The sequence below is a fragment of the Methanoculleus sp. UBA208 genome, assembly GCF_002498065.1.
Classification (GTDB): Archaea; Halobacteriota; Methanomicrobia; order Methanomicrobiales; family Methanoculleaceae; genus Methanoculleus.
This window is the reverse complement of record NZ_DAFZ01000035.1, coordinates 525-16737: the sequence shown is the minus strand read 5'-3', so window position 1 is coordinate 16737 and position 16213 is coordinate 525. Positions and strand designations below refer to the sequence as shown.

The window sequence follows — 16213 nt, the reverse complement described above, 5'->3', positions numbered from 1 at the left end:
ATCACTTCCGCCAGAACTCCCAGGGGTGTTTCGTCTGGAACGGAACGCCCTTCGCCTCTTTGTTCCAGTCAGTCTCGATCGTGTGGTGGACCAGCCGGACTTCGTTGCGGAGCTCGGTAAGGACCTCTTTGACGTCCTCAAGTTCTTGCTGGAGCCGGTTCAACTCTTCAAACGAACGCTGCTGCCGGACCGTCGGCGTGCCCCCGTCCTTGCAGGCAAGACCGGCCTCGATCAGCTCGAGAATCGCCTCGTTCCGGTCGAACGCATGCTCCCTGGCGAACTGATCGATCTGCTCCATCAGGTCGGGATCGAGCGCAAACGAACATCTCATTACCATAGGTCGTCCACTCCCAATATTGTACGTGTCTGCTGATTATAGTGTCTGCCGGCCCGGACATGGTGCAACCTCCCCGAGGAGAGGGTTTGCGCTCCCCGTGCAATCGTCTTCGGTAAAAAAAAGTGTCCGGGTCCTCTATAGAGGACAACCCGGTCAACTGATATTTTCCATGTTGTATCCTTTCTGGGCGAGCAGGTCTTTCACCCGCTCGCGATGGTTGCCCTGCAGCTCGATCGAGGAGTCCTTGACCGTGCCGCCACAGGCCAGTTTCGCTTTCAGGAATTTCGAGAGGTCTTCGAGGTCGATGTCGTAGGGGTCGAGGCCCTCGATGACTGTGACTTCCTTTCCATACCGGCGCCTATTGATTTTTACGCTGATTCTCTGCTGTTCTTTGGCAACTTCTTCACAGATACACAGTTCCTTTGGCAGTCCGCAAGTCGGACATATCCCACCGTTCATTGCATGTACCTTTCAGCTCTCGTTATATATTATTTGGTATGCTATCCGTCAATACGGCAGACGTCGCACCCCAGGGAGAGTATCTGGTCCGGCCTGCTCCGGTAGCGGTAGACGGTGGTGCCCTTGCATCCGAGGTCGTGGGCGAGAGAGAAGACACGGGCGATCTCATCGACGGTTGCACTCTCCGGCAGATTCACGGTCTTTGAGACGGCGTTATCCACGTGCTTCTGGAACACGGCCTGCATCCGCACATGGTGGCCCGGTGGGATCTCGATCGCCGTCTTGAAGAGGTCCCGGGTATGGTCATCCAGCGGGAGGCCAACGACCGTCCCGTAGCGGCGGACGTGCTCCGCTACATCCTTCCCGCCGGCGGTCTTCGGCAGGAACTCGGCGACGAGATCGCTCACGATGCTGACCGGCTGCCCGTCGATCGTCCGGTCGTAGGCAAACGAGAAGACCGGCTCGATGCCGCTCGTCGTCCCGGCGATGAGATGGATCGAGCCCGTGGGAGCGATGGTGGTGACGGTGGCGTTGCGCATATCCCCCGAGAAGACCGAGCCCTCAACCGCCGGAAACGCCCCCTTCTGTGCCCCAATCTCCTCCGACCGCTCCCGTGCCGCCGTCTGGATCCCCTCCATCAGGCTCCCGGCAAACCGGAGCGCCTCCTCCGACTCATAGGGTATTCCGAGGCGTATGAGCGCTTCCGCAAACCCCATTACCCCGAGGCCGATCTTCCGGGTAGTCAGGGTTTTTTCCCGGATCTCGGGCAGCGGGAAGCGGTTGACATCGATGACCGCATCGAGGAAGTCGACGCCGCACCGGACCGTTGCTGCGAGCAGGTCTTCGTCGAGGTCGTGCTTTTTGATGCACCGGGCGAGGTTGACGCTTCCGAGGTTGCAGCTCTCGTAGGGGTAGAGCGGCTGCTCGCCGCAGGGGTTGGTCGCCTCGATGGGGCCGAGGTGCGGGGTGGTGTTTCTCCGGTTGATCTCGTCGAGGAAGAGCACGCCCGGTTCGCCGGAGATACGGGCGGATGCGGCGAGGAGACGCCAGAGCGATCCGGCGTCGATGCTCCGCCAGACCGTACCGTCGCGGGGGTTGACGAGGTCGTAATCCTCCCCCCTCTCAAGGCACCGGAAGAACCGGGCATCGATGCCGACGGAGATGTTGAAGTTCGGAAAACCTCCTGCCCGCTTGCAGGTGACGAACTCCTCAATGTCGGGGTGAGAGGCCGCGAGCACCCCCATGTTCGCTCCCCTCCGGCGGCCGCCCTGCCTGACCGCCCCGGTCGCCGCGTCGAAGACCCGCATGAACGAGACCGGCCCGGTTGCGGCGCCCGTGACCCCGTTGACGGCATCGCCGCGGGGCCGCAGACGGGAAAACGAGAACCCTGTCCCTCCCCCGGACTGGTGGATGAGCGCCATGTGGCCGAGGCTTCGAAAGATCCCCTCGAGGGTATCCTCGACGGGCAGGACGAAGCAGGCCGAGAGCTGCCCGGCGGGGGTGCCCGCGTTCATCAGGGTCGGGGAGTTCGGGAGGAAGAGGAGGTCCGAGAGGAGCGAGAAGAACTCGCGGGACCGTGCCGTCCCGCCCACGGCGCCGGCGACCCGGGAGAAGAGGCCGTGCGGCGCTTCGCCCGGGAGGAGGTACCGGCGTTCCAGGAGGAGGCGGGCTTGCGGGAAGAACTCCATACAACACCATGAAACCCCGCCCTTAATAATCCGTCGTGCCCAACTCTCCTGCCAGCAATGTCTCTCATCGTGCTCGGAACTGCATCCCACGTGGGCAAGAGCGTGACCGTGGCGGCGCTCTGCCGTGCGCTTTACCGGCGCGGAATCCCGGTTGCGCCGTTCAAATCCCAGAACATGAGCCTCAACTCCTATGTCACGGGCGACGGGAGCGAGATCGGGATTGCCCAGGCGGTCCAGGCCTTTGCGGCCGGCGTGGAACCGGAGGCCGATATGAACCCTGTCCTCCTCAAACCAAAGGGCGACGCGGTCTCGCAGGTGGTGCTGCTCGGGCGTCCATATAAGGATGTGCAGATCCGGGACTACTACAGGGAGACCGATGCGCTTCTTGCAGAGGCCGTCGCTGCCTTCGAACGGCTGCAAAGACGCTTCGGGAACGTGGTGGTGGAAGGTGCCGGGGGAGCGGCGGAGGTGAACCTCTACGACCGCGACATCGCGAACATCCGGCTCGCCCGCTCGCTCCGCCTCCCCATCGTTCTGGTCGCCGATATCGAGCGGGGCGGGGTCTTCGCCCAGGTCTACGGGACGCTCGCCCTCCTGCCGGAGGACATCAGGCCACTCGTCGCCGGCGTCATCGTCAACAAGTTCCGGGGAGATCCGGAACTCTTCACCTCAGGCGTCGAAAAACTCGAGGAACTCACGGGCGTCCCGGTGCTCGGGGTGGTCCCGTATGCGGAGATCCCCCTCCCGAGCGAGGACTCACTCTCGATCGCCGATAAACGACAGCGACCGGCCAGCCAGCCGGTCAGGATCGCCGTTCTCCGCCTCCCCCGGATATCGAACTTCACCGATTTCGAACTCCTCGAGCAGCACGCCACGGTGGACTACGTCCTGCCCGGCGCATCGCTCGCGGACTACGACTGCATCATCCTTCCGGGGACGAAGAACACCGTGGAGGACCTCGCCGTGCTGAACCGCCACGGTGTGGGCGACGAACTCCGGCTCGCCCGGGAACGGGGGGTTCCCATCATCGGGATCTGCGGCGGCTTCCAGATGCTCGGGAGCCGCATCGCTGACGCCGGCATCGAGTCGGGGACCCCTGCTGAGCACCAGGGATTCGGGCTCCTCGACGTCGTCACGGCTTTTACCGGCTACCGCAAGACGACGGTGCAGGTACGGCGGCGGGCGACCGGGCCCGGCCCCATCCTCCCCGCGATGGGGGAGGTGGACGGCTACGAGATCCACATGGGCGAGACGGAGCGGGGAGGGCTGTCCGAGGCGTTCGACGGGGAGGGGGCCGCGACCCCCGACGGCCTGGTCTTCGGGACCTACATGCACGGCCTCTTCCAGAACCCCGGTGCGGCAAACGCCCTCCTCGCCTACCTCTCGGAGCGGTGTGGCGTGCCGTTCGAGCCGGTGACGGCGGAGAGCTCCGCTCTCGGGGCCGCGGCATCCTACGACGACCTGGCCCGGCACTTCGAGGAGCACGTGGATATGGATGCGATTCTAGCATATTTCACGGACGGAACGTCCGGAGCTTGAGAAAACGCGAAGCGTTTTCGAGTTGCGACGGGCCGAAGGGTGCGACGTTCCAATGAACGACTGTCCGTAGGACAGGAGTTCGAGAAGACCGAAGGTCTTCGAGGAACGGAGCAGGAGCACCGTTAGGTGCGGGGCCGGAGCACGAGATACCCGAAGGGTTTCGAATGGCGCACCGGACAGGTGAAGAACGGGCGAGATGAGGAGAACAGGGGGCGTCGGAGAGGATGGCGGGGTAAACCACCTTCGCAAGGGTGAGGGGTAGAACCAAGGAAGTCCTGTACAGTGGACCGTGGGGACTGCGCACCTGCCGGTGCTCGAACTCCGCCTGCCCTTCGGGCACGCGTCGTTCCCCCAATCGCGATAAGCGACGTTTCTGTGAAACGGAGCTGGAGCACCGGAGGTGTGACTTCCCATGGAAATCCGTGCCCGGCAATTTCGATGAGCAAGGCTGGAGGCATGTGAGAAGATTTTCAGCCGCTCGTTGCTTAATTTTGTAAAAAGAGAAATTCCGCCCCGGCCCTTCAGATAAAGAACCGGAACGCGAACCAGGCAATCAGCACCATGATCGCGGAATACTTCAGCCCCGCGAGCGCCCGGCCTTCGCCCATGACGCCTGCCGCAAGCCCCGAGAAGAATCCCTGGATCAGTGCGGCGTGGCAGAAGAGCCGGTTGTAGAGGAAGAGGTCCACGGTGCCTATGAACGCCTGGCTCGAACCCGACGCCGCGACCGCCTCGCCCGCCTCCGCCATGGTGGTCAGGAAGGTGCTCGAGAGCACCCCGATGACGAAGAGGAAGACGAAGAACGACATAACGACGATGATCATATAGATCATCATCCCGTTTTTGCGCTCCGACTTCAGGTTGAAGAACTCGTAGGCGTCGTGCGCCGCCGCCCGCAGCACCTCGCTCACGTCGCCGCCGGCGGAACTCGCGTGGGCGATGAGATCGACGCTCCGTTCCGCGAGCGGTGTATTCACCGCCTTCCCGAACCGGCGGATGGCCTCCACGAACGGGACGCCCCAGGACATCTCGGTATCGAGTTTGCGGATATGCGGCGTGAGCGACCCGTACTCGCCCTCCGAGACCATGTGGATGGCGTGCGGGAGGGTCATGCCGGAATCATTCATCCCCGCCACGTCGCGGAAGAAGTTCGGGAGGGACGCCTCGATGCTCGATACACGCAGCGACTCTTTGAGGTCGAGGATTGCGAGCGGCACGATGGCGATGAGGAGCGCAAACACAAAGACGTCGTCGATCATCGTCGTCGTGAAGAGGACACTGACGCCGTAGGAGAGCACCATGCTCGCGAGCCCGCCGATAAAGAGAAGGAGCGCCACCGGGACGGAGATGAAGAGAACGGTGGCGGGCTCCGCCATTATCACCTGGAGCGGGTGTTTGAGGAACCGGTAGAACCCGTCCTGATACTTCCGCCAGTTCTCGATCCTGCCGAAGATCTCCTGCTCCTGCTCCTCAAACGGATCGGGCGCCGGCACGTCCTCCGGCGCAGCGCCGTCCCGGGTGCGGTTTCTGTTTAAAAAGTCATCGAAAATGTCTTTGAATCCCATATCACACCTCCGGGGTCATGGAACTGATCAGGATGACGAACATCGTGCTCCCGAACGGAACGAGCAGGTAGATGATGATGTAGAGGAAGAACAGGTTCGAGTCGCCTGAGATGAGCGTCATGATCGACTGCAGGATGATCAGAAAGAGCATGCCGGCGACCATCGCGGTAACGTAGGACTCCGCGATCAGCCCGAGCGTCTCTAAAAACGACTTCTGCTGCTGGTTATTCTCGAGCGTATACTGGTGGGCCTTGGTGCGGAAATACTCCGTGAGGTTGCTACCACTGGAGATGCTCGCAACGGCCCCCTGCAGGAACTCCCGCATCCGTTCGCTCGGCGTCGCCTGCGAGACCGTCCGCAGGGCTTCGAGAAGGTCCTTCCCGAAGAAGTCGGTCTCACGAGCGACGTAACGTGCCTCGACGGCGCTCTCGCCGTAGATTTTGCTCTGGCCAAGCAGCCGGAAGACTTCGTCGGGGGTGATCCCGGCTGAAGACATGGCGGTGACGTAGTTGATGGCGTACGGGAGCGTGGCGTCGATGTTCCTGCGGCGCTCCCCGGCCTGTATGCCGGGATACAGGAGGAAGATCAGGTAGGTTATCCCCCCGAATATCAGGAGAGAGATGACCGTGATGGCGATGGTGCCGAGCAGCATCTTGTAGTCGTTCAACGCGTAGAAGACCTCAGGGACCGCTCCACGATAGACGATCATGTCGGGAATCCGCAGGAGGTAGGCCAGAAGCCCGATGAGCACGGCGGCGACCAGCCCCGCGCCGACCGAGGATACGTACGCGGTCGCAAGGTAGGCCTCAAACGGCGTATTCATCCGGGCACCCATCAGGTCGTTTCGAAGGCTGACGTAGTTCCCCCGCTTCTCCTTCAGGCCGTGACCGATCAGGTTGAAGCAGAACCGCTCATAGCTGTTCATGCGGAACCACCCTCCCCGTAGAGGTCGGCCCGCACCCGCTGGATGACCGTCTCCGGATCCCGGAAGTAGGATACCAGGATTTTACTCACGTCCTGGAAGTGGCAGATCTTCTTGATGCGCATCCATTCGAGCACTTCCTGCCGCCGTTTCAGCTCTTCACGCATCCGCTCCTCGCTCCAGCCCCGGTCTTCCATGATCTGTTCGAGGATGTAAGATTTGCCGGAATACCGGATCTCGTCGGTCGCCGGATGCCACCGGAAGACCTCGTTCGTGATCAGTTCGTTCGTCCGGGGATCGATGTCCAGGATCTCGATGAGCTGCTTGTTCCGCCGGATCCTCTGGCCGCCCACCCGGGCCTGCACCTGAATGGACATCAGGGAGAGAGCAGAGAGCATGTTCCTCGGCACGTCGATCGGCGGGTTTTCCAGACGGTGGACGGCGCTCGCCACCGAGTCGGCGTGCATCGTCGCGTAGGTGACGTGGCCGGTGCTCATCGCCTGGAAGAGGGTCAGGGCCTCCTTGCCACGGACCTCGCCGACCAGGATGTACTCCGGGCGCTGCCGGAGGGCGGCACGCAGAAGCTCGTACATATCGATCCCGCCCCGTCCATCCTGCGAGAACGAGTCGCGGGTGATACTCGGGATCCAGTTCGGGTGCGGGAGTTTCAGCTCCCGGGTATCCTCGAGGGTGACGATCTTTGCGAGCGGCGGAATAAACAGCGATAAGGCGTTCAGCGTCGTGGTCTTCCCGGACGCCGTCCCTCCGGCAAATATGCAGGACTTGGCGTTCTCGACCGCAAGCCAGATGAAGGCGATGCCGAGCGGCGAGAAGGTATGCCACTCAATCAGGTCCGTCGGCGTGATCGGCTCCTCCCGGAACTTACGGATGGTGAACGTCGAGCCGTGAGCGGTCACCTCCGCCCCGAGCGTCATCTGGATACGCGACCCGTCGCTCATCGTGGCGTCCAGCATAGGCTCGGCGATCGAGATGTACTTCCCGGCCCGCTGCGCAAGTTTCGTGACGAACGAATCGAGCTCCACAGCGTCGCGGTAGACCAGACTCGTCTTCATCGACTCGTACGTCGTATGATAGACGAATATGTAACTGTTCACGCCGTCGCAGGAGATATCCTCGATGTACTTATCGTGCATCACCGGGTCGATCAGGCCGTCGCCGAGGAACTCCTTCTCCACATGGTAGAGAATCTTCTCCCGCCCGAGGGGCGGAAGGTGGATCCCGTAATCGGCAATGACCGTGTTCGCCGAATCGCGAAGCGCCTTCCGCGCTTCATCACGGGTGAGGTCACGGGTGGTGATGTCGAGCGTCTCAAAGAGGCGCTCCTTGATCTCACTGAAGAGTTCCTGCTCCGCGGGCGTGAGCACGGGCTCGAGGACGTTATAGGTATACTCGTGCGTCGTGCTGTCGTAGGTCACCCGGACGTAGGCATACGGCTCGTTCACCGGGTAGAGTTCGATCTCTTCCAGTCCCGGCGACGGCCGCATCGTGAGGTCGACGAGCGGTCCATGGAGCGAGGGGTTGTACTCCTCGACCACCGTCCCGACTTTCGGGATCTGGAACTTCTTCAAGAACCCGAACCGCGGCTGCACAACCTCTTCGGCAGGGACCGCCACTTCTGCAGCAGCCGCGGCAATCGAGGTCGAGGAGAAGGCCTGGGAGAAAAGGTCATCGAACTCCGATACGACCCGGGCGTTATCGACGAAATTAAAACTGTGCTCGCTGCGGTTGATGCTCAGTTCATCGACCGTGAATGTCGCACTCTTCGGGAGGATCAGGTCCGCCAGGTTCCCGAGCTCCTCGACCGATACCACGCCGTCATCCAGGTCTCCGTCAGGCCCGGGCTCATCGGCCTCTTTCGCACCGGAGCCCTTCGGGCCGGAGGTGCCGGGTTCATCGGCCTCCCGCCACTCTTTCATCCGGTCGAAGATACCGGCAGGAGCACTGTGCCCGGAGAGAGAAGCCGGCGTCTCCGGCTCTGTCTCGACATCTCCTGCCGCAGACTGCGGAGGGGCGGCCTTCCCGCCGGCACCCCTCTCGTGCTGCCCGATCCGGCTGAGGAGTGCCCGGACCGGATTCTCGGCGCCTGCTGCACGCTGATCGGTGATTTTTTCCGATTCCGACACCACATCGATGTCCGAACTGGCTCCCTCGTCCTCCTGCGTCTCCATCGGAGGTTGTTCCGGTTGCTCGTCGTCCTCATCGGAAGCGGGCACGGTGGCTTCCAGGTCCGCCTCTTCCCGCACCTCCTCTTCAATGTCTTCCTGCACCTCCCCTTCAACGGATTGGAACGGCGAAGCGGGTTCGTCACTCTCCACCGTGGTTTCCCCATTGCCAGTCTCCAGTTTCCCGGGTTGTGTGAGAAGATTCCTGACCGCTGCTATCAATTCACGTTCTTCATCTTCACCTGCTCTCATCCTCTGTGCTCCCAATATCAATGCATGCTTCTACCTGAGGTTCATGGAACTCGATGATGCTGCGCGTCCGCTCTCCGAGCCGATCCGAGACCACGCACATGTAGCGCCCGTTTAACAGCCGGAAACAGACTCTTCCTTCGGAATCCGTCACATCGCTCGTCATGACGACCTTTCCCTTTCGGATCGCAACGTGGGCTCCGGCGAGGGGCGCCCGGCCTTCGCGCACGGTCAGGCAGAGCACCCCTATACGCTGCCGGGTAGGAGTGCCGACGGTAGGGATATCGAGGCGGCCGTTCTTCTTCAGGTGGCTTTTGTCGAAGACCCTGCACCGTGACACCAGTGCGTCGGCAATCGGCGGCGTCACCGGGAAGAGCTCGAATTCTTCCTTTCCGGTCAGGTGCAGGATGGCCGAGTCCCCGAAGAGTGTCCCCTTCTCGTCGACGAACATGGCGCCATTCGGCTCGCCCCCGGAGAGAACCAGGAAAAACGTATGCTTCTTCCCTTTGAAGGCCCCAATCCCGGTCGGAGAATGAGTGGTGCCGTAGTGCAGCAACTCTTCAAGAGTGAAGCGCCCCTCGCACGCCGACTGTCGTAGGATCTCGCCCATAAGGTCGTTTATGTCCATGCACATCTCAGGTATGGTATTCGGTAGTTTTTGTATGCCGGAAAGGGGATTTTGCCCCTATCACAATATATCACATCAGTATGCTATTATTAATACCTTGTGATAATCCGATCTCAATTCTGGCAATTATTCTCGTGAAAGCGGCGTATCTGAAAGGCGAGAGGAGACCGTTTGCAGACGGCAATTCCCGGAGGCATTCCGGCTGCAGCGAGAGATGCGGCCAGAGAATCCTGGAGCCTGAAACCGTTTTAACGGGAGAAGGGATCTTATTATGCCTTATCCATCCGGAAAACAGATCGAAACGGCAGGATCCCCTGCAAAGAGCGATCGCCAGAGATAAGAGATAAAAGGTGGATAAAGTACCTGCCCATGATTCTTCCGCCCGTGGTAGCTGTCCCGCTCATGATTGCAGCGGTTGTGATAGGGGTCACGCTCATATACGCGTCAATCCTGGACGCAAAAGAGCGGCGGGTGCCCCACAAAACCTGGCGTCCTGCACTCGCGATCGCGATTCCGGCGGCCGTCTGGGTATACGGACTGACCATTCTTGCAGGCTGGCAGGCGGCGGCAGGGTACCTCATCCTGGTCGCGGTCTTCTGTGGATTCTTTTACCTCTTCCAGGCTGTCAACCTCTTCGGGGGGGCGGATGCGTATGCTCTCATCATCATCACCGCGTGCACCCCGTTCTTCCCGATCGAGCCTTACTTCGGTACCCCGCCACTCGGGTTCTTCCCGTTCACCGTACTGACCAATGCCGTGCTCATCAATATCGCGGCACCCGTTGCAATACTGGCGAAAAACCTCCTGGAGGGGAACCGGGCTCCGTTACCCTGCCTCTTCCTCGGCTTTCCGGTCGACGGGAAAGCAATCCAGAACGAATTCGGTTTTGTCATGGAAGATATCGATGAAGAGGACGGCCAGCTGGTCCGGCGATTCATCGGATTTACCGAGTCGCTCGGGCAGATCGTGCGGGGAGAGCGGCGGCTATACACGAAAGATCTCAGGCTGCATCCCGAAAATTACCGGAGGGAACTTGCCCTCTACCGGAAGGCCGGCAAGGTCTGGATATCCTACGGCATTCCGTTCATCATACCGATCACGGCGGGATTCCTGACCGCACTATTCATGGGAGATATCCTCTTTGTAATCATGAAGACAATCGCGGGAACGTGAATAAATATGGAGATACAGTTCAAAAACGGATTGGTGCCTGTCATCGTGCAGGAGAAACGGACTCGTGAGGTTCTGATGCTCGCCTACGCAAACGCGGAGGCGCTGGAACTCACCAGGACCACCGGATATGCACACTATTACAGCAGGAGCAGGCGGAAACTCTGGAAGAAAGGGGAGGAGAGCGGGCACGTCCAGCGGATCTCGCGCATACTCGTCGACTGTGATGAGGATGCAGTCCTCTATGAGGTGGAGCAGACCGGTGCAGCCTGCCATACCGGCCATGCCTCGTGTTTCTACCGGACGGTCGAGGGGGAGGAGATCGCCGGAACGGTCTTTGATCCGGAGAAGGTATACGCTAATAAGGGTGAATGACTTCATTACTATGGTGATTTTTTATGAAAATTGTACCCGATACAAGCGTCGTGATAGATGGACGCATAACATCGCTGATAAAAACCGGAGAATATAAGGGCGCAACAATAATCATACCGGAAGCCGTCGTCGCCGAACTGGAGGCACAGGCGAATCAGGGGCGGGAGATAGGATTTTCCGGCCTGACGGAACTCCAGGAACTCTTCCGGATGTCGGAGGAGAATGTTATCGAACTCCGGTTTGCCGGAGAACGCCCGAGCCTCGACCAGGTGAAACTCTCCAGCGGAGGTGAGATCGACGCCCTGATCCGGAACGTCGCGATCGACCATGACGCCCGGTTCATCACGAGCGACCTCGTGCAGGCAGAGGTGGCGAAAGCGAAAGGGCTCAATGTCACCTACTTAAGGCCGCAAATAGGCGATTTTTCGCCGCTCTCGATCGACCAGTACCTCGATGAGGAGACGATCGCGATCACTCTTAAGGAGCGGGCGTTGCCGGTGGCGAAGATCGGAAAACTCCGTGAGACCCGCCTGGTCACCCTCCGGGACGCGCCGATGACCGAGTACGAGCTCAAAGCCATGGCACAGGAACTCCTTGAGCGGGCAAAACGCGACCCGGACGGTTTCATCGAACTCGAGAAGCGGGGGATCACGGTCGTCCAGATCGGGTCGCTCCGGATCTCGATTGCCCGGCGGCCGTTCTCGGACGGGATGGAGATCACGGCGGTACGGCCGCTCGTGGACCTCTCGCTCGACGATTACGACATGGCGCCGGAGATCAAGCAGCGGATCCTCGGGAACCGTCGCGGCGTCCTGATTGCAGGGCCCCCGGGTGCAGGGAAGACCACGCTCGCCCAGAGCCTTGCGACGTTCCTTGCCGACCACGACTTCGTCGTGAAAACGATGGAGGCGCCGCGGGACCTGCAGGTGCCCGACCACATCACCCAGTACACGGCGCTCGAGGGCAGCATGACGAACACCGCCGAAGCCCTCCTGCTCGTCCGGCCCGATTACGTGGTCTTCGACGAGATCCGGAAGAACGAGGACTTCAGCGTCTATGCCGACATGCGCCTCGCCGGGATGGGCATGGTCGGCGTGGTGCATGCCATGGAGGTGCACGACTGCCTCCGGCGGTTCTGCGACCGCGTGGACTACAGCATCCTGCCGCAGATCATCAACACCGTCATCTATGTCGTTCAGGGAGCGATCACGAAGATCTACGACCTCGAACTGACGATCAAGGCCCCGGAGGGCATGCCCGGCGATGCACACATCCGCCCGGTGATCGTCGTCCGCGAACACGCCCGGCGGGAGCCCGAGATCGAGATATTCCGCTACGAGGGGGAGACCCTGGTGATGCCGCTCCCCCGGAAGAGGAACGCCGGAGAGCCGGCAGTTGCTCCTGCGGAGCCTCCGGTCATCGCGGCACCGGCGGTAGCGGAGGAGCCCGAGGAGCACGTCTCCTGGAAGGTTGCCGAGAAAGAGGTCCAGCGGGAGATCGGGCGGTACACGAGCGGCCCGGTCGAGGTCCGCATCATCAGCGACAACAAGGCCGTCGTCTACATCGACGACAAGGACGTCCCGGCGGCGATCGGGAAGGGCGGAAAGAACGTCTCGGCGATCGTGAACAAACTCGGTATCGGGATCGACATCCGGCCGAGGAGTGAACTTGAGGCGCAAAAGCACGTCGAGGAGGAGATGCAGCTCGCCGGCGGCATCAAGATCCGCCTCGACAAGAAGCAGCTGACGATCGTCTCCCCCGAGAACAGCGGCAAGATCGTGGACGTCTTCGCCGGCAAGGAGTATCTCTTCACGGCAACGGTGAACGAAGAGGGGGATATCCTCCTCGCCAAAAACAGCACGATCGCCCAGGAGATGATCAAGCGCTACAACGAGGGCGAGACGATCCGGCTGCGGCCGGTATGATACGGGCCGAACACGAGGAACCAGAATCTGGAGGCTTAGAGTGAGCGGATTAGACATGCAGGGCAACGAACGGGAGTGCATCACCCGCTGGGAGCACGCGTTCGAGGCCGATCCGGCAGAGAAAGAGAAATATTACCTGACCGTGGCGTACCCGTATCCGAGCGGGGCGATGCACGTCGGGCACGGGCGGACCTACATCGTACCGGACGTCCTCGCCCGCTACCAGCGGATGAGGGGAAAACAGGTTCTCTTCCCGATGGCGTTCCACGTTACCGGCACCCCGGTCATCGGGATATCGAAGAGGATCTCAAACGGTGACTCAAAGACGATCGGGCTCTACCGTGACCTCTACCGGGTGCCGCGGGACATCCTCGATCGGTTCACCGACCCGATGGAGATCGTCCGGTACTTCTCGGAAGAGTACCGGCGCGTGATGCAGAAGTCGGGGCTCTCGATCGACTGGCGGCGCCGGTTTATCACCGTCGACCCGCAGTACAGCAAGTTCATCGAGTGGCAGTATAAGCACCTGCACGAGGACGAACACGTCGTCAGGGGCGCCCACCCGGTCAAGTACTGCCCCCAGTGCGAGAACCCGGTCGGCGACCACGACCTGCTCGAGGGCGACAAGGCCGAGATTCTCAGGTTCACCCTGGTGGTCTTTTCCTGGGGCGATGCTAAGATCCCGTGCGCAACGCTCCGGCCCGAGACGGTCTACGGCGTGACGAATCTCTGGGTGAACCCGGATATTACCTACGTGCGGGTGAAGCTTGACGGCGAGGAGTGGATCGTAAGCCGTGAGGCCGCAGCGAAACTCGCCCTCCAGGACCACGACGTCCGCGTGGGAGAGGAGATCCCCGGGACGGCGCTGATCGACCGGACGGTATCCCACCCGCTCTCCGGCGAGGTCCCCGTCCTCCCGGCGACGTTCGTCGACCCGGACATGGGGACCGGGATCGTCATGAGCGTTCCGGCCCACGCGCCCTTCGACTACATCGCGCTCCGCGACCTGCAGCAGCAGGGGAAGTACACGTCCATCCGGCCGATCCCGCTCATCTCCGTCGAGGGTTACGGCGAGATCCCGGCAGAGGACGCGGTCGAGCGGGCGGGCATCCGCGACCAGAACGACCCCGGGATGGAGGCGCTCACCCAGGAGGTCTATAGCGCCGAGTTCTCCCGCGGGAAGGTCTTTGAGAAGTACGGCGGAAAGCCGGTGCGGGAGGCCCGGGACGATGTGGCGGCGCTGATGATGGAGCGCTACGGCTCCATCCCGATGTACGAGTTCGACAACCGTCAGGTTGTCTGCCGGTGCGGCGGCAGGGTCTTTGTGAAGATCCTCCATGACCAGTGGTTCCTGGAGTACAGCGACCCGTGCTGGAAGGAACAGGTGAAGACGCAGCTCGGGGAGATGGCGCTCGTCCCGCCCGAGGTCAGGGCCGAGTTCGACCGGACGGTCGACTGGCTGAAGGACTGGGCCTGCACCCGCCGGGTGGGGCTCGGCACGAAGCTTCCCTGGGACCCGACCTGGATCATCGAGCCGCTCTCCGACTCGACGATCTACATGGCCTACTATGCGATCGCCCATCACCTGAAAGCCATCCCGGCGGAGAACCTGGCGCCGGAGGTCTTCGATTACGTCTTCTTCGGGGAAGGGAACCCGGAGACCGTCGACCGCGAGACCCTCGATCGGATCAGGAGCGAGTTCCTCTACTGGTACCCCTACGACTACCGGTTCTCGGCAAAGGACCTCATCTCAAACCACCTCACCTTCCAGCTCTTCCACCACCGGGCCATTTTCCCGCCGGAACTGCAGCCGCAGGGCATGGTGGTCTTCGGCATGGGCCTCCTGAACGGGGCAAAGATGTCGTCGAGCAAGGGCAACGTCTTCCTGCTCGAGGACGCCCTCGAGGAGTTCGGTGCCGATACGGTTCGGATGTTCCTCGTCGGAAGCGCCGAGCCCTGGCAGGACTTCGACTGGCGCAACGAACTCGTCTCGTCGACCAAAAAACAGATCGAGCGGTTCTGGAACACGGTTGAGGAGGCAAAGCAGGCCGAAGGGACCTCCCCCATCGATGCTTGGCTCGCGAGCAGGCTCCAGCGCCGCATCGAGAGCGCGACCGCAGCGCTCGATGCGTTCCAGACCCGGCAGGCGTTGCAGGAGGCGTTCTTCGGCGTGGAGGCCGACCTGAAGTGGTATCGCCGCCGCCTCCCCGAGGGCCTGAGCGGCGGGACGGTGATGCGGGACCTCTGCCGCACCTGGGTGCGGCTGCTCGCCCCGATCATCCCCTTCACCTGTGAGGCGCTCTGGACCGAGCTCGGCGGGGAGGGCATGGTCTCCTTCGCCCCCTGGCCGGAGGTGGACGAAGCCCGGGTCAGCCCGGAGATCGAACTCGCCGAGGAGCTCCTCGCCCGGACGGTCGAGGATATCGAGTCGATCGTGAAGCTCATCCCGATGGAGCCGACGTCCATCAGCCTCTTCATCGCTCCGGCCTGGAAGCACGAGGCCTTCCGGATCATCGCCGCCTCGGCCGACAAAACGAGGGTGGTGCGTGAAATCATGCAGAACGAGGAGATGCGCAAGCGCGGACGCGAGGCGACGGACGCGGCGAAGCAGATCACGAAACTCGTCCTGAAACTGCCGCCCGATCTCGTGAAGCAGCTCGCAGCGTCGCCTCCCGACGAGCAGGCGGTCCTCGAGAGCGCTCGGGAGTTCCTGGAGCACGAGTTCGGCGTGCCGGTGACGGTCCAGAGTGCCGACGCGAGCACGCACCCGAAGGCGTCGGGGGCGCTGCCGTTCAAGCCGGCGATTGTGATTGAGTAGGATACTCTTTCTTTTTAGCCTTTTTTGCGCGTTTTGTCCAAGGTTCTAACGATTCTTTAGTGAAGTCGAGGCGAATCGATCGGCTAACGGCAGTCACCCACCAGAGAACAGGACACTAAGATCAAACACCAGCGAGTGTTACCCGAAACTGCCGGAACGGATCTTCTCCCGCTTCAGTTCTCTGACTGGGTACACAAACCCATGCACGGCTTTCCATTGGCTTCGCACCTTCGGTGCTCTAGCTCCGGTTCTCCGAACCATCGCTTATCGCCACGCACTGCCCCCGCCCCCTGGGGCGGGGAACGACGCTCCGGAGAACGACGTCCTGAAAGGACGGAGTTCGAGAAACCCGCAG

The 16213-nt window shown here is 61.6% G+C and carries 12 protein-coding genes; 5 read left to right on the top strand and 7 right to left on the bottom strand.

All coding sequences use genetic code 11. From position 1 onward, the window contains the following. Position 1 precedes the first annotated feature (1 nt). The 3 genes from BRA62_RS02895 to BRA62_RS02885 form a co-directional block, all read right to left on the bottom strand. Positions 2-331: a type II secretion system protein E gene (locus BRA62_RS02895; protein WP_292364649.1), complete on the bottom strand. Its 330-nt coding sequence runs from the start codon at positions 329-331 to the stop codon at positions 2-4. Between the two features lie 159 nt (positions 332-490). Then, the gene (gene yciH, locus BRA62_RS02890; protein ID WP_011844832.1) at positions 491-796 is read right to left on the bottom strand and encodes a stress response translation initiation inhibitor YciH; all 306 of its coding nucleotides are present in this window, start codon (positions 794-796) and stop codon (positions 491-493) included. 41 nt (positions 797-837) lie between these two features. Then, positions 838-2484 carry an adenosylcobalamin-dependent ribonucleoside-diphosphate reductase gene (locus BRA62_RS02885; protein WP_292364638.1) on the bottom strand — a complete coding sequence of 549 codons (1647 nt, stop codon included), beginning with the start codon at positions 2482-2484 and terminating at the stop codon, positions 838-840. Positions 2485-2541: 57 nt separating this feature from the next. Between BRA62_RS02885 and BRA62_RS02880 the strand changes: the two genes are divergently transcribed. Continuing rightward, positions 2542-4023 (top strand): cobyric acid synthase, encoded by a 1482-nt coding sequence (locus tag BRA62_RS02880; protein WP_292364636.1) that lies wholly within the window; start codon positions 2542-2544, stop codon positions 4021-4023. A gap of 521 nt (positions 4024-4544) precedes the next feature. On the opposite strand, the gene BRA62_RS02875 is transcribed toward BRA62_RS02880, so the two are convergent. The 4 genes from BRA62_RS02875 to BRA62_RS02860 form a co-directional block, all read right to left on the bottom strand. Continuing rightward, positions 4545-5588 (bottom strand): type II secretion system F family protein, encoded by a 1044-nt coding sequence (locus BRA62_RS02875; protein ID WP_292364634.1) that lies wholly within the window; start codon positions 5586-5588, stop codon positions 4545-4547. Between the two features lies 1 nt (position 5589). After that, positions 5590-6513: a type II secretion system F family protein gene (locus BRA62_RS02870; RefSeq protein WP_292364632.1), complete on the bottom strand. Its 924-nt coding sequence runs from the start codon at positions 6511-6513 to the stop codon at positions 5590-5592. Further along, positions 6510-8846, bottom strand: a complete 2337-nt coding sequence (locus BRA62_RS02865; RefSeq protein WP_292364630.1) for an ATPase, T2SS/T4P/T4SS family — start codon at positions 8844-8846, stop codon at positions 6510-6512. Before BRA62_RS02865 ends, BRA62_RS02870 begins: the two co-directional genes overlap by 4 nt. 85 nt (positions 8847-8931) lie before the next feature. Further along, a complete protein-coding gene (locus BRA62_RS02860) occupies positions 8932-9570 on the bottom strand; it encodes a hypothetical protein (RefSeq protein ID WP_292364628.1) in 639 nt (212 codons plus the stop codon). A 369-nt stretch (positions 9571-9939) separates the two neighbouring features. On the opposite strand from BRA62_RS02860, the gene BRA62_RS02855 reads away from it, so the two are divergent. The 4 genes from BRA62_RS02855 to leuS are packed head-to-tail and all read left to right on the top strand — an operon-like array spanning position 9940 to position 15858. Further along, positions 9940-10743, top strand: coding sequence for an A24 family peptidase C-terminal domain-containing protein (locus BRA62_RS02855; protein WP_292364626.1), 804 nt, complete (start codon positions 9940-9942; stop codon positions 10741-10743). A 6-nt stretch (positions 10744-10749) separates the two neighbouring features. Continuing rightward, positions 10750-11115, top strand: a complete 366-nt coding sequence (gene hisI / locus BRA62_RS02850) for a phosphoribosyl-AMP cyclohydrolase (RefSeq protein ID WP_292364624.1) — start codon at positions 10750-10752, stop codon at positions 11113-11115. A 23-nt stretch (positions 11116-11138) separates the two neighbouring features. Next, the gene (locus tag BRA62_RS02845; RefSeq protein WP_292364622.1) at positions 11139-13040 is read left to right on the top strand and encodes a PINc/VapC family ATPase; all 1902 of its coding nucleotides are present in this window, start codon (positions 11139-11141) and stop codon (positions 13038-13040) included. Positions 13041-13080: 40 nt separating this feature from the next. Continuing rightward, a complete protein-coding gene (gene leuS / locus BRA62_RS02840) occupies positions 13081-15858 on the top strand; it encodes a leucine--tRNA ligase (protein ID WP_394339984.1) in 2778 nt (925 codons plus the stop codon). The last annotated feature ends 355 nt before the right edge of the window (positions 15859-16213 follow it).